General features: G+C 47.6%; 15 protein-coding genes. 12 read left to right on the forward strand and 3 right to left on the reverse strand.

Annotation, left to right across the window (positions count from 1 at the left end):
• The first annotated feature begins 28 nt into the window (after positions 1–28).
• From BK127_RS09175 to BK127_RS09185, 3 genes are all read left to right on the forward strand, one after another.
• A complete protein-coding gene (locus tag BK127_RS09175) occupies positions 29–1,066 on the forward strand; it encodes a LacI family DNA-binding transcriptional regulator (RefSeq protein WP_076229737.1) in 1,038 nt (345 codons plus the stop codon).
• Between the two features lie 369 nt (positions 1,067–1,435).
• Positions 1,436–3,400, forward strand: coding sequence for a methyl-accepting chemotaxis protein (locus BK127_RS09180; RefSeq protein WP_076229738.1), 1,965 nt, complete (start codon positions 1,436–1,438; stop codon positions 3,398–3,400).
• A gap of 115 nt (positions 3,401–3,515) precedes the next feature.
• The gene (locus BK127_RS09185) at positions 3,516–4,832 is read left to right on the forward strand and encodes a deoxyguanosinetriphosphate triphosphohydrolase family protein (RefSeq protein WP_076229739.1); all 1,317 of its coding nucleotides are present in this window, start codon (positions 3,516–3,518) and stop codon (positions 4,830–4,832) included.
• Positions 4,833–4,881: 49 nt separating this feature from the next.
• On the opposite strand, the gene BK127_RS09190 is transcribed toward BK127_RS09185, so the two are convergent.
• Together BK127_RS09190 and BK127_RS09195 are read right to left on the reverse strand one after the other, a co-directional pair.
• On the reverse strand, positions 4,882–5,994 hold the full coding sequence (locus tag BK127_RS09190) for an acyltransferase family protein (RefSeq protein WP_083689201.1): 1,113 nt from the start codon (positions 5,992–5,994) through the stop codon (positions 4,882–4,884).
• A gap of 116 nt (positions 5,995–6,110) precedes the next feature.
• Positions 6,111–6,749, reverse strand: a complete 639-nt coding sequence (locus tag BK127_RS09195; protein ID WP_144026414.1) for a hypothetical protein — start codon at positions 6,747–6,749, stop codon at positions 6,111–6,113.
• 195 nt (positions 6,750–6,944) lie between these two features.
• Between BK127_RS09195 and BK127_RS09200 the strand changes: the two genes are divergently transcribed.
• Positions 6,945–8,339, forward strand: a complete 1,395-nt coding sequence (locus BK127_RS09200; protein ID WP_256711236.1) for an MFS transporter — start codon at positions 6,945–6,947, stop codon at positions 8,337–8,339.
• A gap of 151 nt (positions 8,340–8,490) precedes the next feature.
• On the opposite strand, the gene BK127_RS09205 is transcribed toward BK127_RS09200, so the two are convergent.
• Complete coding sequence (locus BK127_RS09205; protein ID WP_076229741.1) at positions 8,491–9,171, reverse strand: histidine kinase; 681 nt, start codon at positions 9,169–9,171, stop codon at positions 8,491–8,493.
• A gap of 230 nt (positions 9,172–9,401) precedes the next feature.
• On the opposite strand from BK127_RS09205, the gene BK127_RS09210 reads away from it, so the two are divergent.
• From BK127_RS09210 to iolG, 8 genes are all read left to right on the forward strand, one after another.
• On the forward strand, positions 9,402–10,205 hold the full coding sequence (locus tag BK127_RS09210; protein ID WP_076229742.1) for a TetR/AcrR family transcriptional regulator: 804 nt from the start codon (positions 9,402–9,404) through the stop codon (positions 10,203–10,205).
• Positions 10,206–10,207: 2 nt separating this feature from the next.
• Positions 10,208–10,942, forward strand: coding sequence for an MBL fold metallo-hydrolase (locus tag BK127_RS09215; RefSeq protein WP_076229743.1), 735 nt, complete (start codon positions 10,208–10,210; stop codon positions 10,940–10,942).
• Positions 10,943–11,196: 254 nt separating this feature from the next.
• Positions 11,197–13,062, forward strand: a complete 1,866-nt coding sequence (gene iolD / locus BK127_RS09220; RefSeq protein ID WP_076229744.1) for a 3D-(3,5/4)-trihydroxycyclohexane-1,2-dione acylhydrolase (decyclizing) — start codon at positions 11,197–11,199, stop codon at positions 13,060–13,062.
• A gap of 60 nt (positions 13,063–13,122) precedes the next feature.
• Positions 13,123–14,025, forward strand: coding sequence for a myo-inosose-2 dehydratase (iolE, locus tag BK127_RS09225; protein WP_076229745.1), 903 nt, complete (start codon positions 13,123–13,125; stop codon positions 14,023–14,025).
• A gap of 98 nt (positions 14,026–14,123) precedes the next feature.
• Positions 14,124–15,134, forward strand: a complete 1,011-nt coding sequence (gene iolC / locus BK127_RS09230) for a 5-dehydro-2-deoxygluconokinase (protein WP_076229746.1) — start codon at positions 14,124–14,126, stop codon at positions 15,132–15,134.
• A gap of 30 nt (positions 15,135–15,164) precedes the next feature.
• Positions 15,165–16,610 carry a CoA-acylating methylmalonate-semialdehyde dehydrogenase gene (locus BK127_RS09235; RefSeq protein WP_076229747.1) on the forward strand — a complete coding sequence of 482 codons (1,446 nt, stop codon included), beginning with the start codon at positions 15,165–15,167 and terminating at the stop codon, positions 16,608–16,610.
• A gap of 140 nt (positions 16,611–16,750) precedes the next feature.
• Positions 16,751–17,629, forward strand: coding sequence for a class II fructose-1,6-bisphosphate aldolase (fba, locus tag BK127_RS09240; protein WP_076229748.1), 879 nt, complete (start codon positions 16,751–16,753; stop codon positions 17,627–17,629).
• The gene (iolG, locus tag BK127_RS09245; protein WP_076229749.1) at positions 17,626–18,669 is read left to right on the forward strand and encodes an inositol 2-dehydrogenase; all 1,044 of its coding nucleotides are present in this window, start codon (positions 17,626–17,628) and stop codon (positions 18,667–18,669) included. The genes fba and iolG overlap by 4 nt, the downstream gene beginning before the upstream one ends.
• The last annotated feature ends 129 nt before the right edge of the window (positions 18,670–18,798 follow it).

Consider the following 18,798-nt stretch of genomic DNA (forward strand, 5'->3'; position numbering starts at 1 on the left):
ATTTTATATAAAGATCGGGTGAAGGTGAATGGCAAGAAAAAAAAGCATCACATTACTGCACATTGCACAGGAGCTTGGATTGACGATACAAACCGTCTCTAAGGCGCTGCGCGGACATCCGGGGATGTCGGAGGAGACCCGAGGGCTTGTCATCCAAACTGCCGCCGCTCTTGGATATCGTACAAAGGAGCAGCTGCGTCAGCTGGAGCAGGAGAGAATTGCACCGTTTCCTCTGTATACACGACGGTTTATTCTTGTGCAGAGTGAGCGGTCACTTGGTTTCCTGAGGCTGCTGCTGCAAGGACTGAACGAGCGGTTTGCTGAGTACGGCCATCGAATCGACACGCTGCTGCTTCCCGAGCCCACCTCACCCGAGCAATTCCGTCATTGGCTTGAGCTGCATAATGTAGGCTACGCCGATGGTATCTTTATCGCACCGCGGATTGTGCCGGGATTCATGGAGCAAAGCCTGCTGGAGCTTCAGCTGCCGCGGATTTTGCTTAATTACCCACCACCCGAGACCAAGGTAGACAGTGTGGTTTGGGATGTGTACGAAGCGATGTATATCGCAGTTCGAACGTTAGTCCGTGCAGGGCATCGACGAATTCTGTATGTGGGAGATATTCATCTGCAGCGCGGCTTTATCTTGCGTTGGCAGGCATTCCAGGAAGCAATGAAGGAAATCGGAGTGCACGTAAAGGAAGAGGAGCATGCGGTTGCGCGCAGAGATGCCGGACAACCATGGCTGGATGATTTTGCAGTCAAATACGAAATCTATAAGCCTACAGCTGTGATCTGCGGAATTGATGAAGAGGTAGCGCCAGTTTACTATAGGTTGCAGACTTGGACGAAGGTACCGGAGAACTGCTCCCTAGTCGGGTTTTTGAACGAGCCGATTGATCATCTACCACTTGTCGACCGACCTGCGCTGCTGATCAGGGAAACGGGGTATCGTGCTGCCGACCGAATGCTTTGGCGCATTGCGAACCCGCAGCAGCCTTATGAGCATATTCGATTGAAGGGCGATTTTGTTGGAGGGGAGACGATAGGGAAAAGCTTTTCCTGAAGACAATTTTTAGCGTGCTCTAACAGTAGCGAGACTATGAAGATTACTGAAACAGGAAAACTTGATTAAAAAAAGTAATTTCATTTATAGGTAAGAAAACTGGGACCGTTGTCTATCGTGACAGCGGTCCTTTTTGATTTGTCCGGTTGGGTACATACCGGTCGTATCTTATTATGAAATTGTTAGGAAAATTAACATGGAAATCGTACCTTACTAAAATCGGTTTAATATTGTTGTGTCATAATTACAGGGTAGGTTGATTGGGCACACGGATGAGGACCTGCTAACCAAGATTACTTATCATATCAGGCTAGATTTTTATATAGAGGGTATGTTTACATAACTATGAAGAACAGGACGTGCTATACGATGAAATTCTATAAAAATATGAGCTTGACAAGGAAATTAATTCTCTCGTTCGCTATGATTTTATTAATTCCATCCTTGCTGATTGGAGCGGCTGCCTACATGACAGCTAAGGACCAACTGAAAAAGGAGCTGCGACTTACTGCAGACCAGAATGTGGCGATGATGAGCAGTTCCTTGGATCAATATGTACGGATGGAGATGAGCAATGTCGATGGATTGGCCAGGCTGCTGGCAAGCATCTCCATTGATCAGAAAGATACACATACACGAGAGCTGATTGACGCTTTTACATCAAATCATCCCGAGCTGGAGCTGCTGACTCTTGGGAACGAAAATGGTGCGTGGATGAAATCTCCGGATCCGGGTGACCAAAAATATGATCCGAGAGAGCGGGACTGGTATAAAGACACCTTGAAAGACTCCAGTAAGGTGGTCATATCGAATCCCTATGTGTCGGCAACAACCGGTAATACCGTAGTGACCATTGCGAGAACCTTGCCCGACAAAAAAGGAGTCATAGGAGTTAACTTGAGTCTTGCGAAGCTGGCCGAGTCTATCAATCAGGTCAAAGTAGGGAGTAAAGGCTATATTTATGTATTGGATAGAACGCAGCGTTTTCTGATGCATCGCGATCATAAGTCAGGTGAGGAAGCACAAGGGGATCATTACCCGTTATTTTATAAGGATGAGTCAGGAAGAGTAGAATATATACTGAAAGGTGAGTCTAAAGAGTCTTCTTACGGTACTGTGACCTCGGCCGGTTGGAAAGTAATCGGCACTATGGATGCGCAGGAAACGGAAGAAAAAGCTGCGAAAATTTTTGGCATTACCACGATAGTAGTTCTGGCCTCACTATTGTTCGGCAGTTTGCTCGTATATGGAATTATTCGTTCTATTAATCGTCCGATGAAAAGCTTGATGGGCACCGCGATCTCTTTAAGTGAGGGGGATTTACGGAATAATGTGCTTGTCGATTCCAAATGTGAGATTGGGAAACTTGGGGATAGCTTCAACAAAATGGTCGGTTGCCTGAAAACGATGATTGTCGATATTGGGGAAACCTCGGCTTCATTAGCGGCCTCATCCCAACAATTGAGTGCCAGCTCTGAGCAAAATAATAAGGCTACGGAGCAGATCGCTTCCTCTGCTCAGGAAATGGCAAATGGTACAGTGACTCTGGTTGCACGTATTTCTGATAGTGCCAGAGTCACTGGCACCATGATTAATGAATTGACCAGAATTTCCGAGCTTGTTCGCCGTTCTTCTTTGAGTGCTTCAGAGGCTCGGAACTGGTCGGATGAAGGTTCTATGGTGTTGGGATCGGTCATTCAGCAAATGAACGTCATAGGAGACAAGGTTGGCGAGATGGAGACCATAGTCCGTGAGCAGGCATACCGTTCTCAGGAGATTTACCACGTGATTTCGCAAATCACCGAGATTGCCAACCAGATCAATCTGCTTTCCTTGAATGCTTCGATTGAAGCGGCAAGAGCAGGCGAGCATGGAAAGGGATTTGCCGTTGTTGCTGCAGAGGTGAAGAAGCTGGCGAGCCAAACCTCGTTATCCTCGGAGCAGATTAATGTATGGGTCGGAGAGATCCAAGGTCAATCGGTTCAAGCTTTGAGGTCCATGGAATTTGCTGCGAAAGAGGTATATGAAGGCAAGCAAGTAGTCAGTCGGATGGGTGAGCTGTTTACGGATATTAAGCATAAAATTACTGATGTTTCGGATCAAATGCAGGTAGCCGCTGAATCTTCGGAGAGTGTGACCAAGGGGACAGAGGAGCTCGGAGCTGTGATGAAGATCGTCTCCGAAATTACGGATGCAACAGCGGAAAACACAGAGCAAATTTCTGCCGCCGCGCAGCAGCAGATGGCTTCTATGGAGGAAATAACAGCCTCGGCACAGGCATTGTCTTACATGGCTGAGGAATTGCAAACCAAAATCGATACTTTCAAGAGCTAAGCTGACACACAGATGACATTTTGCATAAACTAAGGTATGATTTGGATAGCTATGAATTCAGGCGGCGTTCCCTTAAGGAACGTCGTTTGTGTACAGACAGGAGTGAAGCGATGATATGGATTTACGCAAAATGAGAATTTATGATACAGAACATACACATTCAAGCGAAGAGCGGGACGAATACGAGAAAGACTACGCACGCTTGATACAATCGCCTGCATTTAGGCGCTTACAGGGCAAGTCGCAAGTGTTTGGAGCGGGCTCCGGAGATTATTATCGGACACGGCTGACCCATTCACTCGAGGTTTCGCAGATTGCACGTGAAGTAGCCAGACGGATGCAAAAGGAGTATCCTTTTCTCGCTGCGCGCGAGCATCCCGGATTGATGCTGGACCCGGCTGTTGTGGAATGCGCGGCGCTTGCTCATGATTTGGGGCACCCGCCCTTTGGTCACAAGGGAGAGGAAGTATTGGATCGGCTGCTGGCTGAGGAGCATGGTCTCGCTTATGAGGGGAACGCCCAAAACTTTCGTATTCTGATGTTCCTGGAAAAACGGGCAGGCAGCGGCAGCGGTTTGGATTTGTCAGCGGCTGTGCTGCTCGGTATTAACAAGTACCCTTACTCTTTGGAAGAGGAGGGCAGACTTAAAGGCGTATACGCGATGGAGTGGGAAGCGATCAACTACTTGCGCGAGGCATGGGCGATGCCAAAGGGGTGCGCAACATTAGAGGCGCAGCTGATGGACCTGTGCGACGATATCGCCTACTCCACCCATGATATCGAAGATGGGATTCGGGCCGGTAAAATATTGATGAACCCGACATTTTTTGCAGATACCCGACTGCTTGAAAATCTAATCCAAGAAATCCTCGATGATGAAGGCAATGGAGCGGTTGGATGGGATCAGGTTGATATGCATGCCATGGTCAAGCAGGTGTTGGCTGACTATTTGACACAATGGGAAATGATTTATTCCGAATGCAAATATGAATCCTCGCGCACGCGGCGTGAAATGAAAGCAAGATGGGTGAGCATGTTTGCCCAAAAGGTAGGGATTATTGATGATCCTGCAAAAGGCTGGAAAAGAGTCACTTTCGTGCGTGACGGGCAGGAGGATCTGGATCTGCTGCGAACGATGGAAATCTTAAAAAAGCTGGCGTGGGTTACATTAATCAAGGATTTTCGGGTTCAGCGTTTGCAAAAGCGCAGCGAAATTATGCTTCAACGACTATGGGGCAGCTTCAAGGTGTATGAAACCGGAAGAATGATTATTCCCCCGGATTGGACCCAAAGCTATGAGCAGCATAAGCATAAATGGAGCTGGCCGCGTATGGTAGCTGATTATATATCGGGGATGACCGATGCGTATGCTGAGAAGGTGTATGCAGAGCTGTTCGCCAGTAAATCCGGATCGATCTATGAAATGGATTAATGATATGTAGTATGTATAAATTATCCAATATATGTAAAATGTATAAATATTAACGAGTCGTCGAAGCGGAATAGACAGGTGCAGCTGTCATCGATTTAAGACGCTGAACGAGCGGTCTTTCCACATACCAATAAAAAATACAGCATAATAATAACGCTATCGTAAAGCAGAGCACAGTCGTGATGGTAGGACCACACCATACGTCAAGGTGAGCTGCTTTGGCGAGCTTCAGCGAGACAGACAGGAACCCAAGACTGGTTAGCAAAATCGAATAGGAAGCATTACCAAGAAATTGAGCGAATCCCAGCCATGGGGGAGCCACTGAACGCATAGATCCGATGCCAAGTAGAACGAGTGACGATCCAATGGTGTACAGAACATTCGGATAAGCGAAGGTCGGGTCGATATAACGCAGCACCCAGACAACAGGGAAAACCATCAATCCTGCTGCAAGTGAGTAGCCTCCCTTGCCAAGGTTAAATCGGCGAATGGTCCACGCAATCAGCATCCCCAGCACAAATTGCAGATGCATCCCATCAAACAGAAAATGCAGCCATGCGTTATCCTTCATATGTATCCAACCACAATTGATGAAGCCGACGATCAGCAGCCACAGTGAAAATAGGGCAAGGATCGTTTTTTTATTCAGAACGAACAGCAGTGAAAAGATCAAATAAAAAAACACAACATAGATGAGCGACCAGGCGACGCCAAGAATAGGTACTTGACTGTAAGGCAGTAGTAACAAGGAGGTAATAATCTCCAAGGGCTTGGTTTCATAGCCATTACCAAACGCAGGAACGAGAAAATAGATCGGAATGACTGCGGCATTGACCAGCCAGTAAAGCGGATAAATACGCAGCAGCCTTTTGAGCATAAAGGTGCCCCACATGTGTGCTTTTCCGAAATGCCGATGATAGAGAGTAAACATCAAAAAACCAGTCAGCACAAAAAAATAAGCATAGCCTCCGGAACGATCCATGCCACTAACCGCCAAAAAGTTAATATGAAAATATTTCTGTGCCAACTGAGAGGTGTGAAACAGCATCACCAGTACAACAGCAATACCCCGAGCGGCTTGAATCAGGGGAATGGTTAAGCGATTGTCCATGATTTCAAATTCAGCTCCTAATATTTGGTTGTTATCTTGAGCCGTTATCATCTCATCTGAAAGTGAAAATATGATGACAACAGCCTGAAGATTAGCTGAATTTTAGCTTAAAATAATGAACCTACCGCAAGGGGAACCATTCCCTGATTAGAAGCCTCCTGACAGGATCAGAAGCAGTTAAACTGCTCAATACGTTGAATATCCAAACCAAAATACAACCAGAAGCCTGCAGGTCCAAAACCGTACCACCGGTAACCAGCTATGGAATTACGGCCGACGTGAGTAAGGAACATCCAGTAGGCGTCACCGTTTCTTTGCCAAATGTACACATACCGATTGATACATCTGCGGATACTGCCGGGGTCAACCGCTAGTGCAGACACGCCTGATTGCTGAGGGATGAAGGAAGGAGGTGGGGATTGTGGTCCGCCAGTTGCGCCAGGGCCTCCTTGAGGTGTACCGGGAGGAAAGCCGCCACCACCGCCGCCTGGAAAAGATGGAGGAAAGCCACCACCGCCACCACCGGGAAAAGACGGAGGAAAGCCACCACCACCGCCGCCTGGAAAAGACGGAGCAAATCCGCCACCGCCACCACCGGGAAATGGTGAACCAGGAAAACCGGTGCCAGGCCCTTGTAATGAGCGAGTGGACAATCCTCCACCAGTTCCTTGTGGAAAGCTGCCTGTTCCAATTCCTTTGGAATCAAGCGAACTGCTACCGGTGCCGGATGTCTGCGCCGTTACAGGAATTTTGTTAATACTTATCTTTTTTTTCGATTTTTTTGAAACTATTTGCTTTCGACTCATCTTCAGCAGCTCCTTATGTTGGCTCTCATCACAACATATGCTACAAACGCCCATGTGTTACTTGTCCTGAACGCTCTTCTACTTGCTGCTGCCAAATTTGATTGAAATAAAGTTTTCCATAGCTGCCTATAGATCTGATGTGATAAGTTGGAAGCAGCCCTATATATAAGGCATAGAGAGAAAAGGAGTGTTACTATGCTGGAAGCTTCATCACATTCGCCAGCATCTTCAGGCGTAGCGCTGGATTTGCGCAAAACGGCACCATGGATTATTTTTATTATTTTTTTCGGTGTCCTCAATGAAACGGTTTTTAATGTTTCCACACCAAGTATTGCTGCACAGTACCATTTGACGCCTTCGGGGGTTAGCTGGGTTGTAACGATCTTTATTATTTTTTTCGGAATTGGTTCGGTCATCTATGGCAAGCTTTCTGACGTCTACAGTCTTAAGAAGCTCATCGTGATCGGTATTATCGTGTACAATATTGGGTCGATTGTGGGGATCGTGTGTCAGGCTTGGTATCCGGCGGTCATTGTGGCAAGGGCGATACAGGGAGCAGGCGCATCTGCAATTCCGGCACTAATCATGGTTGTGGTCGCCAAATATTTTTCGTCTGCTGATCGGGGCAAAGTATTCGGAATTTTGAATTCCACCGTAGCTTTTGCGATTGGGATCGGTCCGGTGCTAGGCGGGTTTATCTCTGCAGCGTACCATTGGTCCTTTTTGTTTTTGATTCCGCTGTTTACGTTGATTTCAATTCCCTTTTTTCGTAAGGTATTGCCGGATGACGAGTTGCACGGCGGAAAGGTGGATATTCCCGGTGCGGCTATGATTGGTCTTAGTATCGCTTCGCTCGTCTTATTTTGTACAGATCCTACGTGGTATTACTTTATTATCGGTGCAGCTTTAATGGTTGGGTTCATCGTGCACATCCGAAGGGTGGATCATCCGTTCATCGAGCCATCGCTGCTTGCCAACCGCTTATTTCGCAGCGGGTTGATTGTTAGCTTCATTCTTAACTGTACCGTGATGAGCATTATGTTTGTGATGCCACTTCTGCTAAGTGATCTTAAAGGATTGAATACGAGCGCTATCGGCTGGATTTTGTTCCCTGGTGCGATCAGTGCTGTTGTATTTGGTCCGATCGGTGGGGGATTGGCGGATAAAAGGGGTAATAACTTCGTCATAGCGATTGGAGTCACCTTACTGGCTTGCAGCCTGATTATGCTATCGTCGTTATTGGGAATGAATGTCTGGTTTATATCGGGCGCTATGGTATTAACGTACATTGGGTTTTCATTTATTCAGACGGCGCTGGCCAATAGCGTGTCTTTGACGCTTGATATGGAGCAAACCGGTGTCGGTATGGGTTTATTTAACCTGGTCGGATTTATATCGGGAGCTGTAGGGGCAGCGGCAGTGGCCAGAGTGTTGGACAAAAAGCTGATGAATTTCCCGCTTAATCCGTTGATGCACGAGGTGGGCGGATACCTTTACAGTAACTTGCTGCTCGTTTGTGCGGTGGCAGTTGTAGTTGGTGCGACCGTGTTTTTTCGCAGCTACGGAACCATGAAGTTTAAATCTCAATAAGATCGGCAGCTATTCAGTCCCCTTCCATCTGTTGGAAGAGGACTTTTTGAGTTCAGGACAAACTTATTTTATTAGCTAAGAAGGTAACCGTAGTTCCTTGACCAGGCTCACTCTGAATGTGCAGTCCTTTGCCATATATTTGCTTCAAACGTCAGTCTGTATTACGCACACCGATTCCAGCCCTAAGGTTGGAGGAGCTGTCGAGTATTTGCAGCCGCGTCTTCTCATCCATTCCCACGCCGTTATCGATGATCGATATTTCCACGTGCTTGACATGCTCGATAATTTGGAGCCGCACCGTTCCGCCTTGGGAGCGCATTAATGCACCGTGTCGGACTGCGTTTTCAATCAATGGCTGAATAGAGAGGGGAGGGATAAGCAAGGATAGATTTTTATCCACCTCCCACACAATTTGCAGCCTTTCTTCAAAACGTTCCTTTTCGATATATAAATAAGAACGAACGAGATCCAGTTCATGGGTGAGCGGAACGAGTCGATCCAGATTATGTGAATTAAAGCTAGCACGTAAATAATTTCCAAACGTTTCTAGTAGTGCGCGCATGCGGTTAGTATCAATATCGCTTAAAGCCGCTATGGAGTTTAACGTGTTCAATAAGAAATGCGGCTGGATTTGTGCCTGTAGATACGCCGCTTCAATGCGCAGCTGATCACGCACGGACTTTTTTAATGCTGTTAAAGCTCTCACTCTGGACATCAGTTCCATCGTATCCATTGGTTTAGTAACGTAATCGTTGGTACCTGCAATGAAACCGAACTCTATATCTTCAGGTCGATTGCGTGCGGTGAGAAGCAGTATGGGCAGCTCAGACATGGAAAAACGTTAAAAACGAAGCTATTTCTTTATTTATGTCAAAAAAGTTTCCATTTAATACCTGAGCAGCGTGAGTATCGCTTGAAGGTAATTGCCCAATTTTGTATAGGGAAAATGTTCGAAAGATGAGTAAATATTCGGTTATATAAATAGCTTGATTTTTTAGTAACCATTGGTTACTATATAGTTAATAACCAATGGTTACACATGTAGAAAGGTGATGAGTAGATATGGAAAGTAGCGATAAAAGCATTCGTAAGCAGGGCGAGAGAGCGGAGGAAACGAAGCGCAATATTGCCGAATCAGCAGCAAAACTGTTTACAGCAAGAGGCTATGATGCAGTCACTATGCGGGAAATTGCGAAGGATGCGGGCTGCTCCCATACAACCATTTATTTATATTTTAAGGATAAGGAAGTACTTCTGGAGCAGCTTGCGATACCGCCGCTGCAAACTCTTGAGACGCTCCTATTATCGATACAGGCGCATGAGGAATGGTCAGAGGCTGAGAAGCTGAAGGAGAAGAGCCGTCAGTTTTTACGGTTTTGCCTGTCACACAAAAGCATGGTGGCCGTTATTCTTGGAGTGAAGTCCGTGAGGGTGGATGAGAAGGATCCTGAGGGGGACGTAAACAAGCTGCGCAATCGGATATTCGGCTATTTAACTGAAGGCATTGAGCACTTCATACCAGCGGCTAATGAACAGGAACGAATCGATCAATCACGTATTTATTTTTTCATGTTGTACGGAATGGTTTTCACTTATATGAACAGTGAAGAACCGCTGGAACCGCTGCTCAAGCGGATTTTACCCATTATGGATAAAGCAATTGAGGTTCTGCTAGCTGGTATGCTGCACAAGAGGGACAGTAGTCAGTTGGTGACAGCCGTGAAGCCGGAAACGCAGCAGGATAAGAAGCAGGGTAAGCGGGAAAAATTGGAGAAGCAAGAAAAACAGGAGAAACAAGAAAAGCAGGACAAAAAACAGGATAAAAAGCGTAAGGACAAAAAGTCGAAAAAGCAGGAGGAAAAATAGCTATGAAAATCGTACGGATTTCCGAGCATATTTGGGCGTGCAAAATATGGTTAGTCATCCCGATCACAGTATGGATCGTGAAGTCGGAACAGGGACTTTCGCTGGTTGATACAGGCATTTCCTTAATGGCCGGCGGCCTGCTTAAGCAAATGCAGCAGATGGATGCGCCACTGGAGCGAATTTTATTAACCCATGGTCATTCCGACCACGTTGGCAGTATCAAAAAGATCCGACAGCAGCTTCATGTTCCTGTATTTGCTCATGCCGAGGAAATTCCTTATATGGAGGGCAAGCTTCCCTACCCGCGCCGATCCAAAGCAGAGGCATCTGTAGACATCGGCTTGGTCCAACCACTCGCTGATTCTAGCGAGAGTAATGCATCTTTCCATGCTGAGCAAGCTTCAGATTCAGGTACCGGACAAGAAGCACGTTCAGGTGATATGCATGCTTTGGACATCATAGGAGGACTCACACCCTATCTGACACCTGGGCACTCTCCGGGTCATGTTGCTTATTATCATCAAGAAGATAACGTATTGCTGGCGGGAGATCTGTTTACTGCGAACAGAGGCAAGCTCAAAAAGCCAATGGCGATGTTCACAGGTGATATGCAGCAAGCGATAGAGAGCAGTTCCATTATCGAGCAGCTTAAGCCTAAGGTACTCAGCGTTTGTCACGGTGGAGAGGTATACTCTCCGTATGAGCAGTATGAAGCATTTCGACTTGCGTTTAAGTAACGTATTGATCTGTATCATTTATTTTTGTAAAAGGTATTGTCGAGGCTAGCAATCTATAGTAAGATCGAATTAAGCGCTTAACCTAATCAGGTTCAAGCGTAAGATTTTTACAGGTTAAGCGCTTAATCAACCTTGTTATTCATAAATAATACTAATGTATGCTGCTATGAACATCAGATCACTACAAATTGCCATTACTATTGGCGAACCCAATCACTGTTAATTGAATGAATCGATGGAAGGGAGACACGTGAATGAGTACGATTCGACTTACTATGGCTCAAGCCCTGCTTCGTTTTTTGGATAAGCAATACATTTCGCAGGATGGTGAAGAAACCAAGCTTTTTAAAGGAGTTATGGGTATTTTTGGTCACGGCAATGTGACGGGTCTTGGAGAAGCGCTGGAGCGGAGTGCAGGCGACCTTGTCTTTATTCAAGGGAAAAATGAACAGGGGATGGTCCACGCCGCCGCTGCCTATGCCAAGCAAATGAATCGCAAACAAATATTTGCTTGCACGAGCTCGATTGGTCCCGGGGCTCTGAACATGGTTACTGCTGCGGCAACGGCAACAGTCAATCGCATACCTGTGCTGCTGCTGCCAGGAGATAATTTTGCAACCAGACAACCGGATCCGGTGCTTCAACAGCTTGAGGTACAGGGAGATTATACCATATCCGCTACGGATGCATTCAAGACAGTCAGCAAGTATTGGGATCGTATCGTGAGACCCGAGCAATTGTTGACAGCAGCGGTTCAGGCTGTTCGCGTGCTCACCGATCCTGCAGAAACAGGTGCAGTCACACTGGCTCTACCTCAGGATGTCCAGGCAGAAGCTTATGATTATCCACTTTCGTTTTTTGAAAAAAAGGTACACTTTATTGACCGTCGTCCACCGGCCTCAGATTCATTGAATAGAGCTTTGGAGCTTATGAAGGGCAAAAAGAGACCGTTGATCGTTGCAGGTGGGGGTGTGCTGTATGCGTCCGCTACAAAGGAGCTGGCTGCATTTGCTGAAGCCTTCGGTATTCCGGTTGCAGAGACACAAGCTGGGAAAAGCTCGCTGCCGTGGAATCATCCTTTGAATGTTGGAGCGATCGGGGTAACAGGAGCACTTGCCGCAAATCTGCTTGCCAAGGATGCGGATCTGATCATTGGTGTAGGAACTCGCTATTCGGATTTTACAACGGCGTCCAAATCAGCATTTGCGCATCCTGATGTACAGTTTATCAATATCAACATCAATGGATTCGATTCGGCAAAGCTCGGTGGAGCGTCAGTTACAGGGGATGCACGAGAGTCGTTGAAAGCGCTTCAGGAAAAACTCGCTGACGTGCATTATGAGAATGGCTATGGCACTTCTGAAATTGCGGACTTGAAGGAGCGCTGGGACAGCGAGGTTGATCGATTGTATGCAGCCCAGCATGAAGACGGATTATCCCAAACTCGTGCACTTGGAGTCATTAATGAGACGTTGGATGCCTCGTCGGTTATTGTGTGTGCGGCGGGCAGTCTTCCCGGAGATTTACATCGGCTGTGGAGAACGCTGGAGCCAAAAACTTACCATATGGAATACGGATTTTCGTGCATGGGGTATGAGATTGCTGGTGCTTTTGGAGCTGCACTTGCCGAGCCGGAGCGTGAGGTGTACGCAGTTGTGGGAGACGGCAGCTATTTGATGATGCATTCCGAGCTCGTTACTAGCCTGCAGGAAGGTCGCAAAATTACGATTTTGCTGTTCGATAACCACGGCTTCCAGTGTATTCATAATTTGCAAAGAGGTCATGGAAGCGACGGCTTCGGTAATGAATTCCGTTATCGCTCCGAGACTACAGGTCGTTTAACCGGTAATGTGATGCCGATCGATTTTGCTGCACATGCGCGTGCCTTGGGAGCAAAAGCGTACAAAGCGAATACTGCCGAGGAGCTGCAAGCCGCGCTGCTGCAAGCCAAGGAAGAGACGATTACGACATTGATTGAAATTCCGGTTGTCGCTGGAACGAATACGGATGGTTACGAATCGTGGTGGAATGTGGGCGTGCCCGAGGTTTCGGTCAGTGATAAAGTGCTTGCCGCACATCAGGAAATGAAATCCCGTATTCAGGCGGTGAAGCTGATTTAATATTAAAAGTTTATGGAATGCATGGTCATCTAATCGGATTCATAAAAGGAGAGTTTGTGCATGCTGGAACTGCCATTTAAGCTGGGCATCCATCCGATCAATTGGGTAGGCGAGGACGTTAAGGAGCACGGTGACGATACGACCTATGAGCAAATTCTGGATGATATTCAGGGTCTGGGTCTGACAGGAACGGAAATGGGTCGCAAGTACCCGACAGATCCGGGGATTTTGCAGGAGGAGCTGTCCAAGCGGGGCATTCAGCTCGTGTCACAGTGGAAATCGGTGCTGTTTTCTGATCCGGCATACCGGGAAGCGGAATTGGCCGCTTACCGTAAGCATGTGGAATTTTTGCATGGAATGGGCAGTACAGTGATCAGCACCTGCGAGGTTGGAGGCTCATTGCACTTTGACCCACGCCGAACACCGAACGAAAAAGAGGTGCTGCGGCTGGATGAAGCAGGCTGGCAGAGCCTCGCCGAAGGCTTGAATGCAGCTGGCGCCATTGCTCAGGAGTATGGTTTAAAGCTGACCTATCATCATCACGGCGGAACCGCAGTGGAAAGTCCGGAAGAAATCGATCGATTGCTGGAGCTGACCGATCCTACTAGGGTATATCTGCTCTATGATACGGGTCATGCTTATTACGGAGGCGCTGATCCCCTGCAGGTTCTGCTCAAGCACTATGACCGTATTGCGTATATTCATTTCAAGGATATTCGCCAGGAGGTGCTGGATGAGGCGCGTGCCGAACAAGTCGATTTTGTTACGTGTATTCGTAAAGGCGTGTTTACCGTTCCGGGTGACGGATGTCTTGAATTTGGACCGATTTTAAATGAGCTGCTGACACGTGGTTACGATGGATGGGCGATGCTTGAAGGTGAGCAGGACCCGGCAATACATCCCGCATATGAGTATGCCAAAAAAGCATTGGAGCATATGGAGTCCTTGATCATAAAAAAATGATAATAAGCCAAAAGCCAGTAAGCATAAAAAGAATTAGAATCAAGCCAATAAGAAAGCTAGTGCTGAAAACAATAACCAGGAAAGAAGGTAATCAAGCTATGACCTATGTTACGTTTCCAACCGGAAAATCACTGGATTTTACAGCAATCGGGCGGCTGTGTATCGATTTGAATGCTAACGAAATTAATCGACCAATGGAAGAAACAATGACTTTCACCAAGTATGTGGGGGGCTCTCCGGCTAACATTACGATTGGGATGTCGCGATTCGGGTTAAAAACCGCATTTATCGGAAAAATTGCCGATGATCAAATGGGACGGTTTATTGCGGATTACTTGCAGAAGAATCATATTGACACCACGAACGTTGTGACGGACCATACGGGTGCGGTGACGGGGCTTGCTTTTACAGAAATCAAAAGCCCGACAGAATGCAGCATTTTGATGTATCGCGATAATGCAGCTGATTTGCGGTTGACTGCCGAAGAGGTTCAGGAAGATATCATCGCACAGGCGAAGGTGCTGCTGATCTCAGGAACGGCACTTGCTCAAAGTCCATCGCGAGAGGCTGTATTCCAGGCGCTGCAGTATGCCAAAAAACACGGTGCGGTCATCGTATTCGATCTGGATTATCGCCCTTACACATGGGTGTCGCCTGAAGAAACAGCCGCTTATTACAATTTGGCAGCAGAGAAATGCGACATTATTCTTGGTACTCGTGAAGAGTTTGATATGATGGAGCGATTTGAGGCCAATCCGGAGCATAGCGATAATGTGACTGCATCCAAATGGTTTGATTACTCAGCCAAGATCGTGATCATCAAGCACGGTAAGGACGGTTCGATTGCGTATACGAAGGACGGCGAAGGACACCGTGCACAGAGCTTTCCAGCCAAGGTAGTCAAAACGTTCGGTGCCGGCGACTCTTATGCGGCAGGCTTTTTATATGGCGTTATGCAAGGATGGACACTCGAAAAAAGCATGGAATTCGGCAGCGCGGCTGCGTGTATCGTTATTTCCAGCCACAGCTGCTCGGATGCGATGCCTTCGGCCGAAGCTGTGCATGATTATATCGAACGTTGCAACCGCGGCGAAATTACGGCATCTTAAGCTTTAATATCAGAGGGGAGAACAACTAACATGGCACAAACTTTAAAAAACTGGATCGGCGGCGCATGGGTCGAGTCCGTTTCCACACAAAGCGAGCCCGTCTACAATCCGGCAACAGAAGAAATATTGGCATATGTTCCACTTTCTACTTTGGAGGATGTGGACCTAGCGGTACAAACGGCAAAAGAAGCTTTTAAAACGTGGAGCCGCACACCGGTTCCTCGCCGGGCACGCGTTCTGTTCAAATACCAGCAGCTGCTGGTCGAGCATTGGGAGGAGCTGGCTGCTCTCGTCACAGAGGAAAACGGTAAAAGCTACAACGAGGCTTATGGCGAGGTACAGCGTGGTATTGAATGCGTGGAGTTTGCAGCCGGTGCTCCGAACCTGATGATGGGTAAGCAGCTTCCGGATATTGCCTCCAACCTGGAATCGGGTATGTACCGCTATCCTGTAGGTGTCGTTGGCGGAATTACGCCGTTTAACTTTCCGATGATGGTTCCCTGCTGGATGTTTCCACTTGCGATCGCTTGCGGTAATACGTTCATCCTGAAGCCATCCGAGCGTACGCCGCTGCTTGCGAATCGATTGGCAGAGCTGTTTAAGGAAGCTGGCTTGCCTGATGGTGTATTCAATATTGTTCACGGCGCACGTGATGTAGTTAATGGGGTGCTGACGCATAAGGATATTCGCGCGATCTCGTTCGTAGGCTCACAGCCGGTAGCCGAGTACGTGTACAAAACTGCCTCTGCCCATGGCAAACGCGTACAAGCGTTGGCTGGCGCAAAAAATCACTCGATTGTGATGCCTGACGCAGATCTGGATGGTTCGGTTAAAGAAATTATTAATGCTGCTTTTGGTTCGGCGGGAGAGCGCTGCATGGCCTGCTCTGTCGTCGTAGCCGTCGGTGAGATTGGTGATACATTGGTGAATAAGCTCGTCGAGGCTGCTAATCAGCTTACGATTGGCAATGGGATGAACGACGGTGTGTTCCTCGGTCCCGTGATTCGCGGACCTCATAAGGAGCGTACCTTATCCTATATTGAAACTGGCGAAAATGAAGGCGCGCTGCTCATTCGTGATGGCCGTAAGGACGAGGCTGCAAGCGGCAAAGGCTATTTTGTCGGGCCGACGATTTTTGATCAGGTGACGAGCGAGATGAAAATTTGGGAGGATGAAATTTTTGCTCCTGTATTGTCTATTGTCAGAGTCGCTACGCTTGCGGAAGCTGTAGAATTGGCTAATCGCTCAGAGCTGGGCAATGGCGCCTGCCTGTTTACGAAAAGCGGCAGCAATGCTAGACAGTTCCGTGAAACGATCGAATCCGGTATGCTGGGCATCAATCTGGGTGTGCCTGCACCGATGGCTTTCTTCCCGTTCTCGGGTTGGAAAAATTCGTTTTATGGCGATCTTCACGCCAACGGTACAGATGGAGTGGAGTTTTATACACGCAAGAAAATGGTTACTGCCCGTTGGTAACAGCTATCCGATAAGCGGTGTGAACAGGTGGAACCTCGCGTAGAAGCCTGTTCGCCTCGTCAAGTCGGTATAATAACTATTATGGCACAGATGTTTGACAGCAAAAGTTGAAGCAAGCTTTACCGAAGGAGTTGATTCATATGACATTGGTTTCCATGAAAACGATGCTGCTGCAGGCATTGGAAGGACAATATGCGGTGGGGCAGTTTAATTTAAATAATTTGGAGTTTACTCAGTCCATTCTGCAGGCAGCTCAAGCGGAGCGTGCACCTGTTATTCTGGGTGTCAGCGAGGCTTATATTCCTTATATGGGCGGTCTTCCCTGCATTGCAGGTATGGTCAAAGCGCTGATCGAGCATTATGATATCACCGTTCCTGTAGCGCTTCATCTGGATCACGGTTCCACCTATGATCTTTGCATCCGGGCGCTTCATGCAGGCTTTACCTCAGTCATGATTGATGCCTCACATCATACGCTCGAGCACAATATCGATGTTACTCAGCGGGTTACGCAGGCAGCACATGCACTTGGTGCTACGGTAGAAGCGGAGCTTGGACGGATTACCGGCCGCGAGGACGATCTTGTGGTTGATGATGCCGATGGGATGTATGCCGTACCTGAGGATTGCGTGGAGCTTGTTCGCGCTACGGGAATTGATTGTTTGGCGCCAGCACTTGGCTCTGTGCATGGTCCTTATCGCGGCCAGCCGAAGCTTGGCTTTGAACGAATGGGGCAAATACAAAAGCTGACCGGATTGCCTCTCGTACTACATGGGGGAAGCGGTTTACCGGATGAGGAAATTCGTCAGGCCATTGCACTTGGAACGAGTAAAATCAATGTGAATACGGATAACCAAATGGCCTGCACAGAGGCGATTCGCAGCTTCCTGAACGACAATCCAGCTGCTTATGATCCGCGTAATTACCTGATACCGGCGAAAGCAGCCATTCAGGCAAAGGTACAAGAAAAGATTCGTTTATTCGGAAGTTCAGGTAAAGCGGGAGGGAGTGCATCATGAAGAAAATCAGAATCGGGATCATTGGCGCAGGGCGTATTGGCAAAATTCATGCCGATAATTTGCTGAGGCTGCCAGAAACGGAAATTGTAGCTGTAAGCGACTTGTTCGCTGGCCCCGAGCTGCAAGCTTGGGCTAGCGAGAGAGGAATCGCTATTGTCACTACCGATAGCAATGAGGTCATTGCTAATCCGGAGATTGACGCGATATTTATTTGCTCCTCGACCGATACGCATGTACCGCTGATTAAGCAGGCAGCCGAGGCTGGCAAGCATATTTTTTGCGAAAAACCGGTGAGTATGGACATTCGACAAACGGAGGAAGCGCTCGAAGCTGTACGCAAAGCTGGAGTGAAGCTGCAAATCGGCTTTAATCGCCGTTTCGACCACAATTTCAAGCGTGTTCGTGAGCATGTGCAGGGAGGTTTGATCGGTGAGCCGCATATCGTGAAAATTACTTCGCGCGATCCGAATCCGCCGCATCCGGACTATATTAAGGTGTCTGGCGGGATTTTCATGGATATGATGATTCATGACTTTGATATGGCCCGTTTTCTGTCGGGTAGTGAGGTTGAGGAAGTACATGCGATAGGTAACGTGTTAATCAATCCTGTGTTTGCCGAGCATGGCGATGTGGATACGGCTATTGTTACACTTCGTTTTGCGAATGGAGCACTCGGCGTTATCGACAACAGCCGCCAAGCCGTATACGGGTATGATCAGCGGGTTGAGGTATTTGGATCCAAAGGCAGCACAGCGGCCTCCAACGACCATCCCACTACAGTAGAAATCAGTACGGTGGATGGTATTACACGCGACAAACCGCTGCATTTTTTCCTGGAACGCTATAACGCCGCTTATGTGGAAGAGACACAAATGTTCATTGATTGTATCGTCAACGACAAGCCGCTGCCGGTTGAAGGCAATGATGGCCTGCAGGCGGAGCGAATTGCATTAGCTGCCAAGCTGTCCAGTCAATTGGGCCGTCCCGTAAAGGTAAGTGAAGCGCTAAATCTGCTTATTCAGCCGTTGAGATCGGAATAAATTGATATGATGCTTAGTAACGCTTACGAAGTAGTTTTCTAACGAAAACTTGAAGTTTATGCTTACGAAGTCAGCTTCCTACGGAAGCTTAGTAACGCTTACGAAGTAGTTTTCTAACGAAAACTTGAA

Source organism: Paenibacillus sp. FSL H7-0331, from assembly GCF_001956045.1.

What these genes read in the sequence shown, in the direction of transcription:
- iolE (WP_076229745.1), top strand. Translation starts at nt 13,123, where the DNA reads ATGCTGGAACTGCCATTTAAGCTGGGCATCCATCCGATCAATTGGGTA.
- BK127_RS09175 (WP_076229737.1), top strand. Translation starts at nt 29, where the DNA reads ATGGCAAGAAAAAAAAGCATCACATTACTGCACATTGCACAGGAGCTT.
- BK127_RS09235 (WP_076229747.1), top strand. Translation starts at nt 15,165, where the DNA reads ATGGCACAAACTTTAAAAAACTGGATCGGCGGCGCATGGGTCGAGTCC.
- iolG (WP_076229749.1), top strand. Translation starts at nt 17,626, where the DNA reads ATGAAGAAAATCAGAATCGGGATCATTGGCGCAGGGCGTATTGGCAAA.
- BK127_RS09190 (WP_083689201.1), bottom strand. Translation starts at nt 5,994, where the DNA reads ATGATAACGGCTCAAGATAACAACCAAATATTAGGAGCTGAATTTGAA.
- BK127_RS09200 (WP_256711236.1), top strand. Translation starts at nt 6,945, where the DNA reads ATGCTGGAAGCTTCATCACATTCGCCAGCATCTTCAGGCGTAGCGCTG.
- BK127_RS09195 (WP_144026414.1), bottom strand. Translation starts at nt 6,749, where the DNA reads ATGAGTCGAAAGCAAATAGTTTCAAAAAAATCGAAAAAAAAGATAAGT.
- BK127_RS09180 (WP_076229738.1), top strand. Translation starts at nt 1,436, where the DNA reads ATGAAATTCTATAAAAATATGAGCTTGACAAGGAAATTAATTCTCTCG.
- BK127_RS09185 (WP_076229739.1), top strand. Translation starts at nt 3,516, where the DNA reads ATGGATTTACGCAAAATGAGAATTTATGATACAGAACATACACATTCA.
- BK127_RS09210 (WP_076229742.1), top strand. Translation starts at nt 9,402, where the DNA reads ATGGAAAGTAGCGATAAAAGCATTCGTAAGCAGGGCGAGAGAGCGGAG.
- BK127_RS09215 (WP_076229743.1), top strand. Translation starts at nt 10,208, where the DNA reads ATGAAAATCGTACGGATTTCCGAGCATATTTGGGCGTGCAAAATATGG.
- fba (WP_076229748.1), top strand. Translation starts at nt 16,751, where the DNA reads ATGACATTGGTTTCCATGAAAACGATGCTGCTGCAGGCATTGGAAGGA.
- BK127_RS09205 (WP_076229741.1), bottom strand. Translation starts at nt 9,171, where the DNA reads ATGTCTGAGCTGCCCATACTGCTTCTCACCGCACGCAATCGACCTGAA.
- iolD (WP_076229744.1), top strand. Translation starts at nt 11,197, where the DNA reads ATGAGTACGATTCGACTTACTATGGCTCAAGCCCTGCTTCGTTTTTTG.
- iolC (WP_076229746.1), top strand. Translation starts at nt 14,124, where the DNA reads ATGACCTATGTTACGTTTCCAACCGGAAAATCACTGGATTTTACAGCA.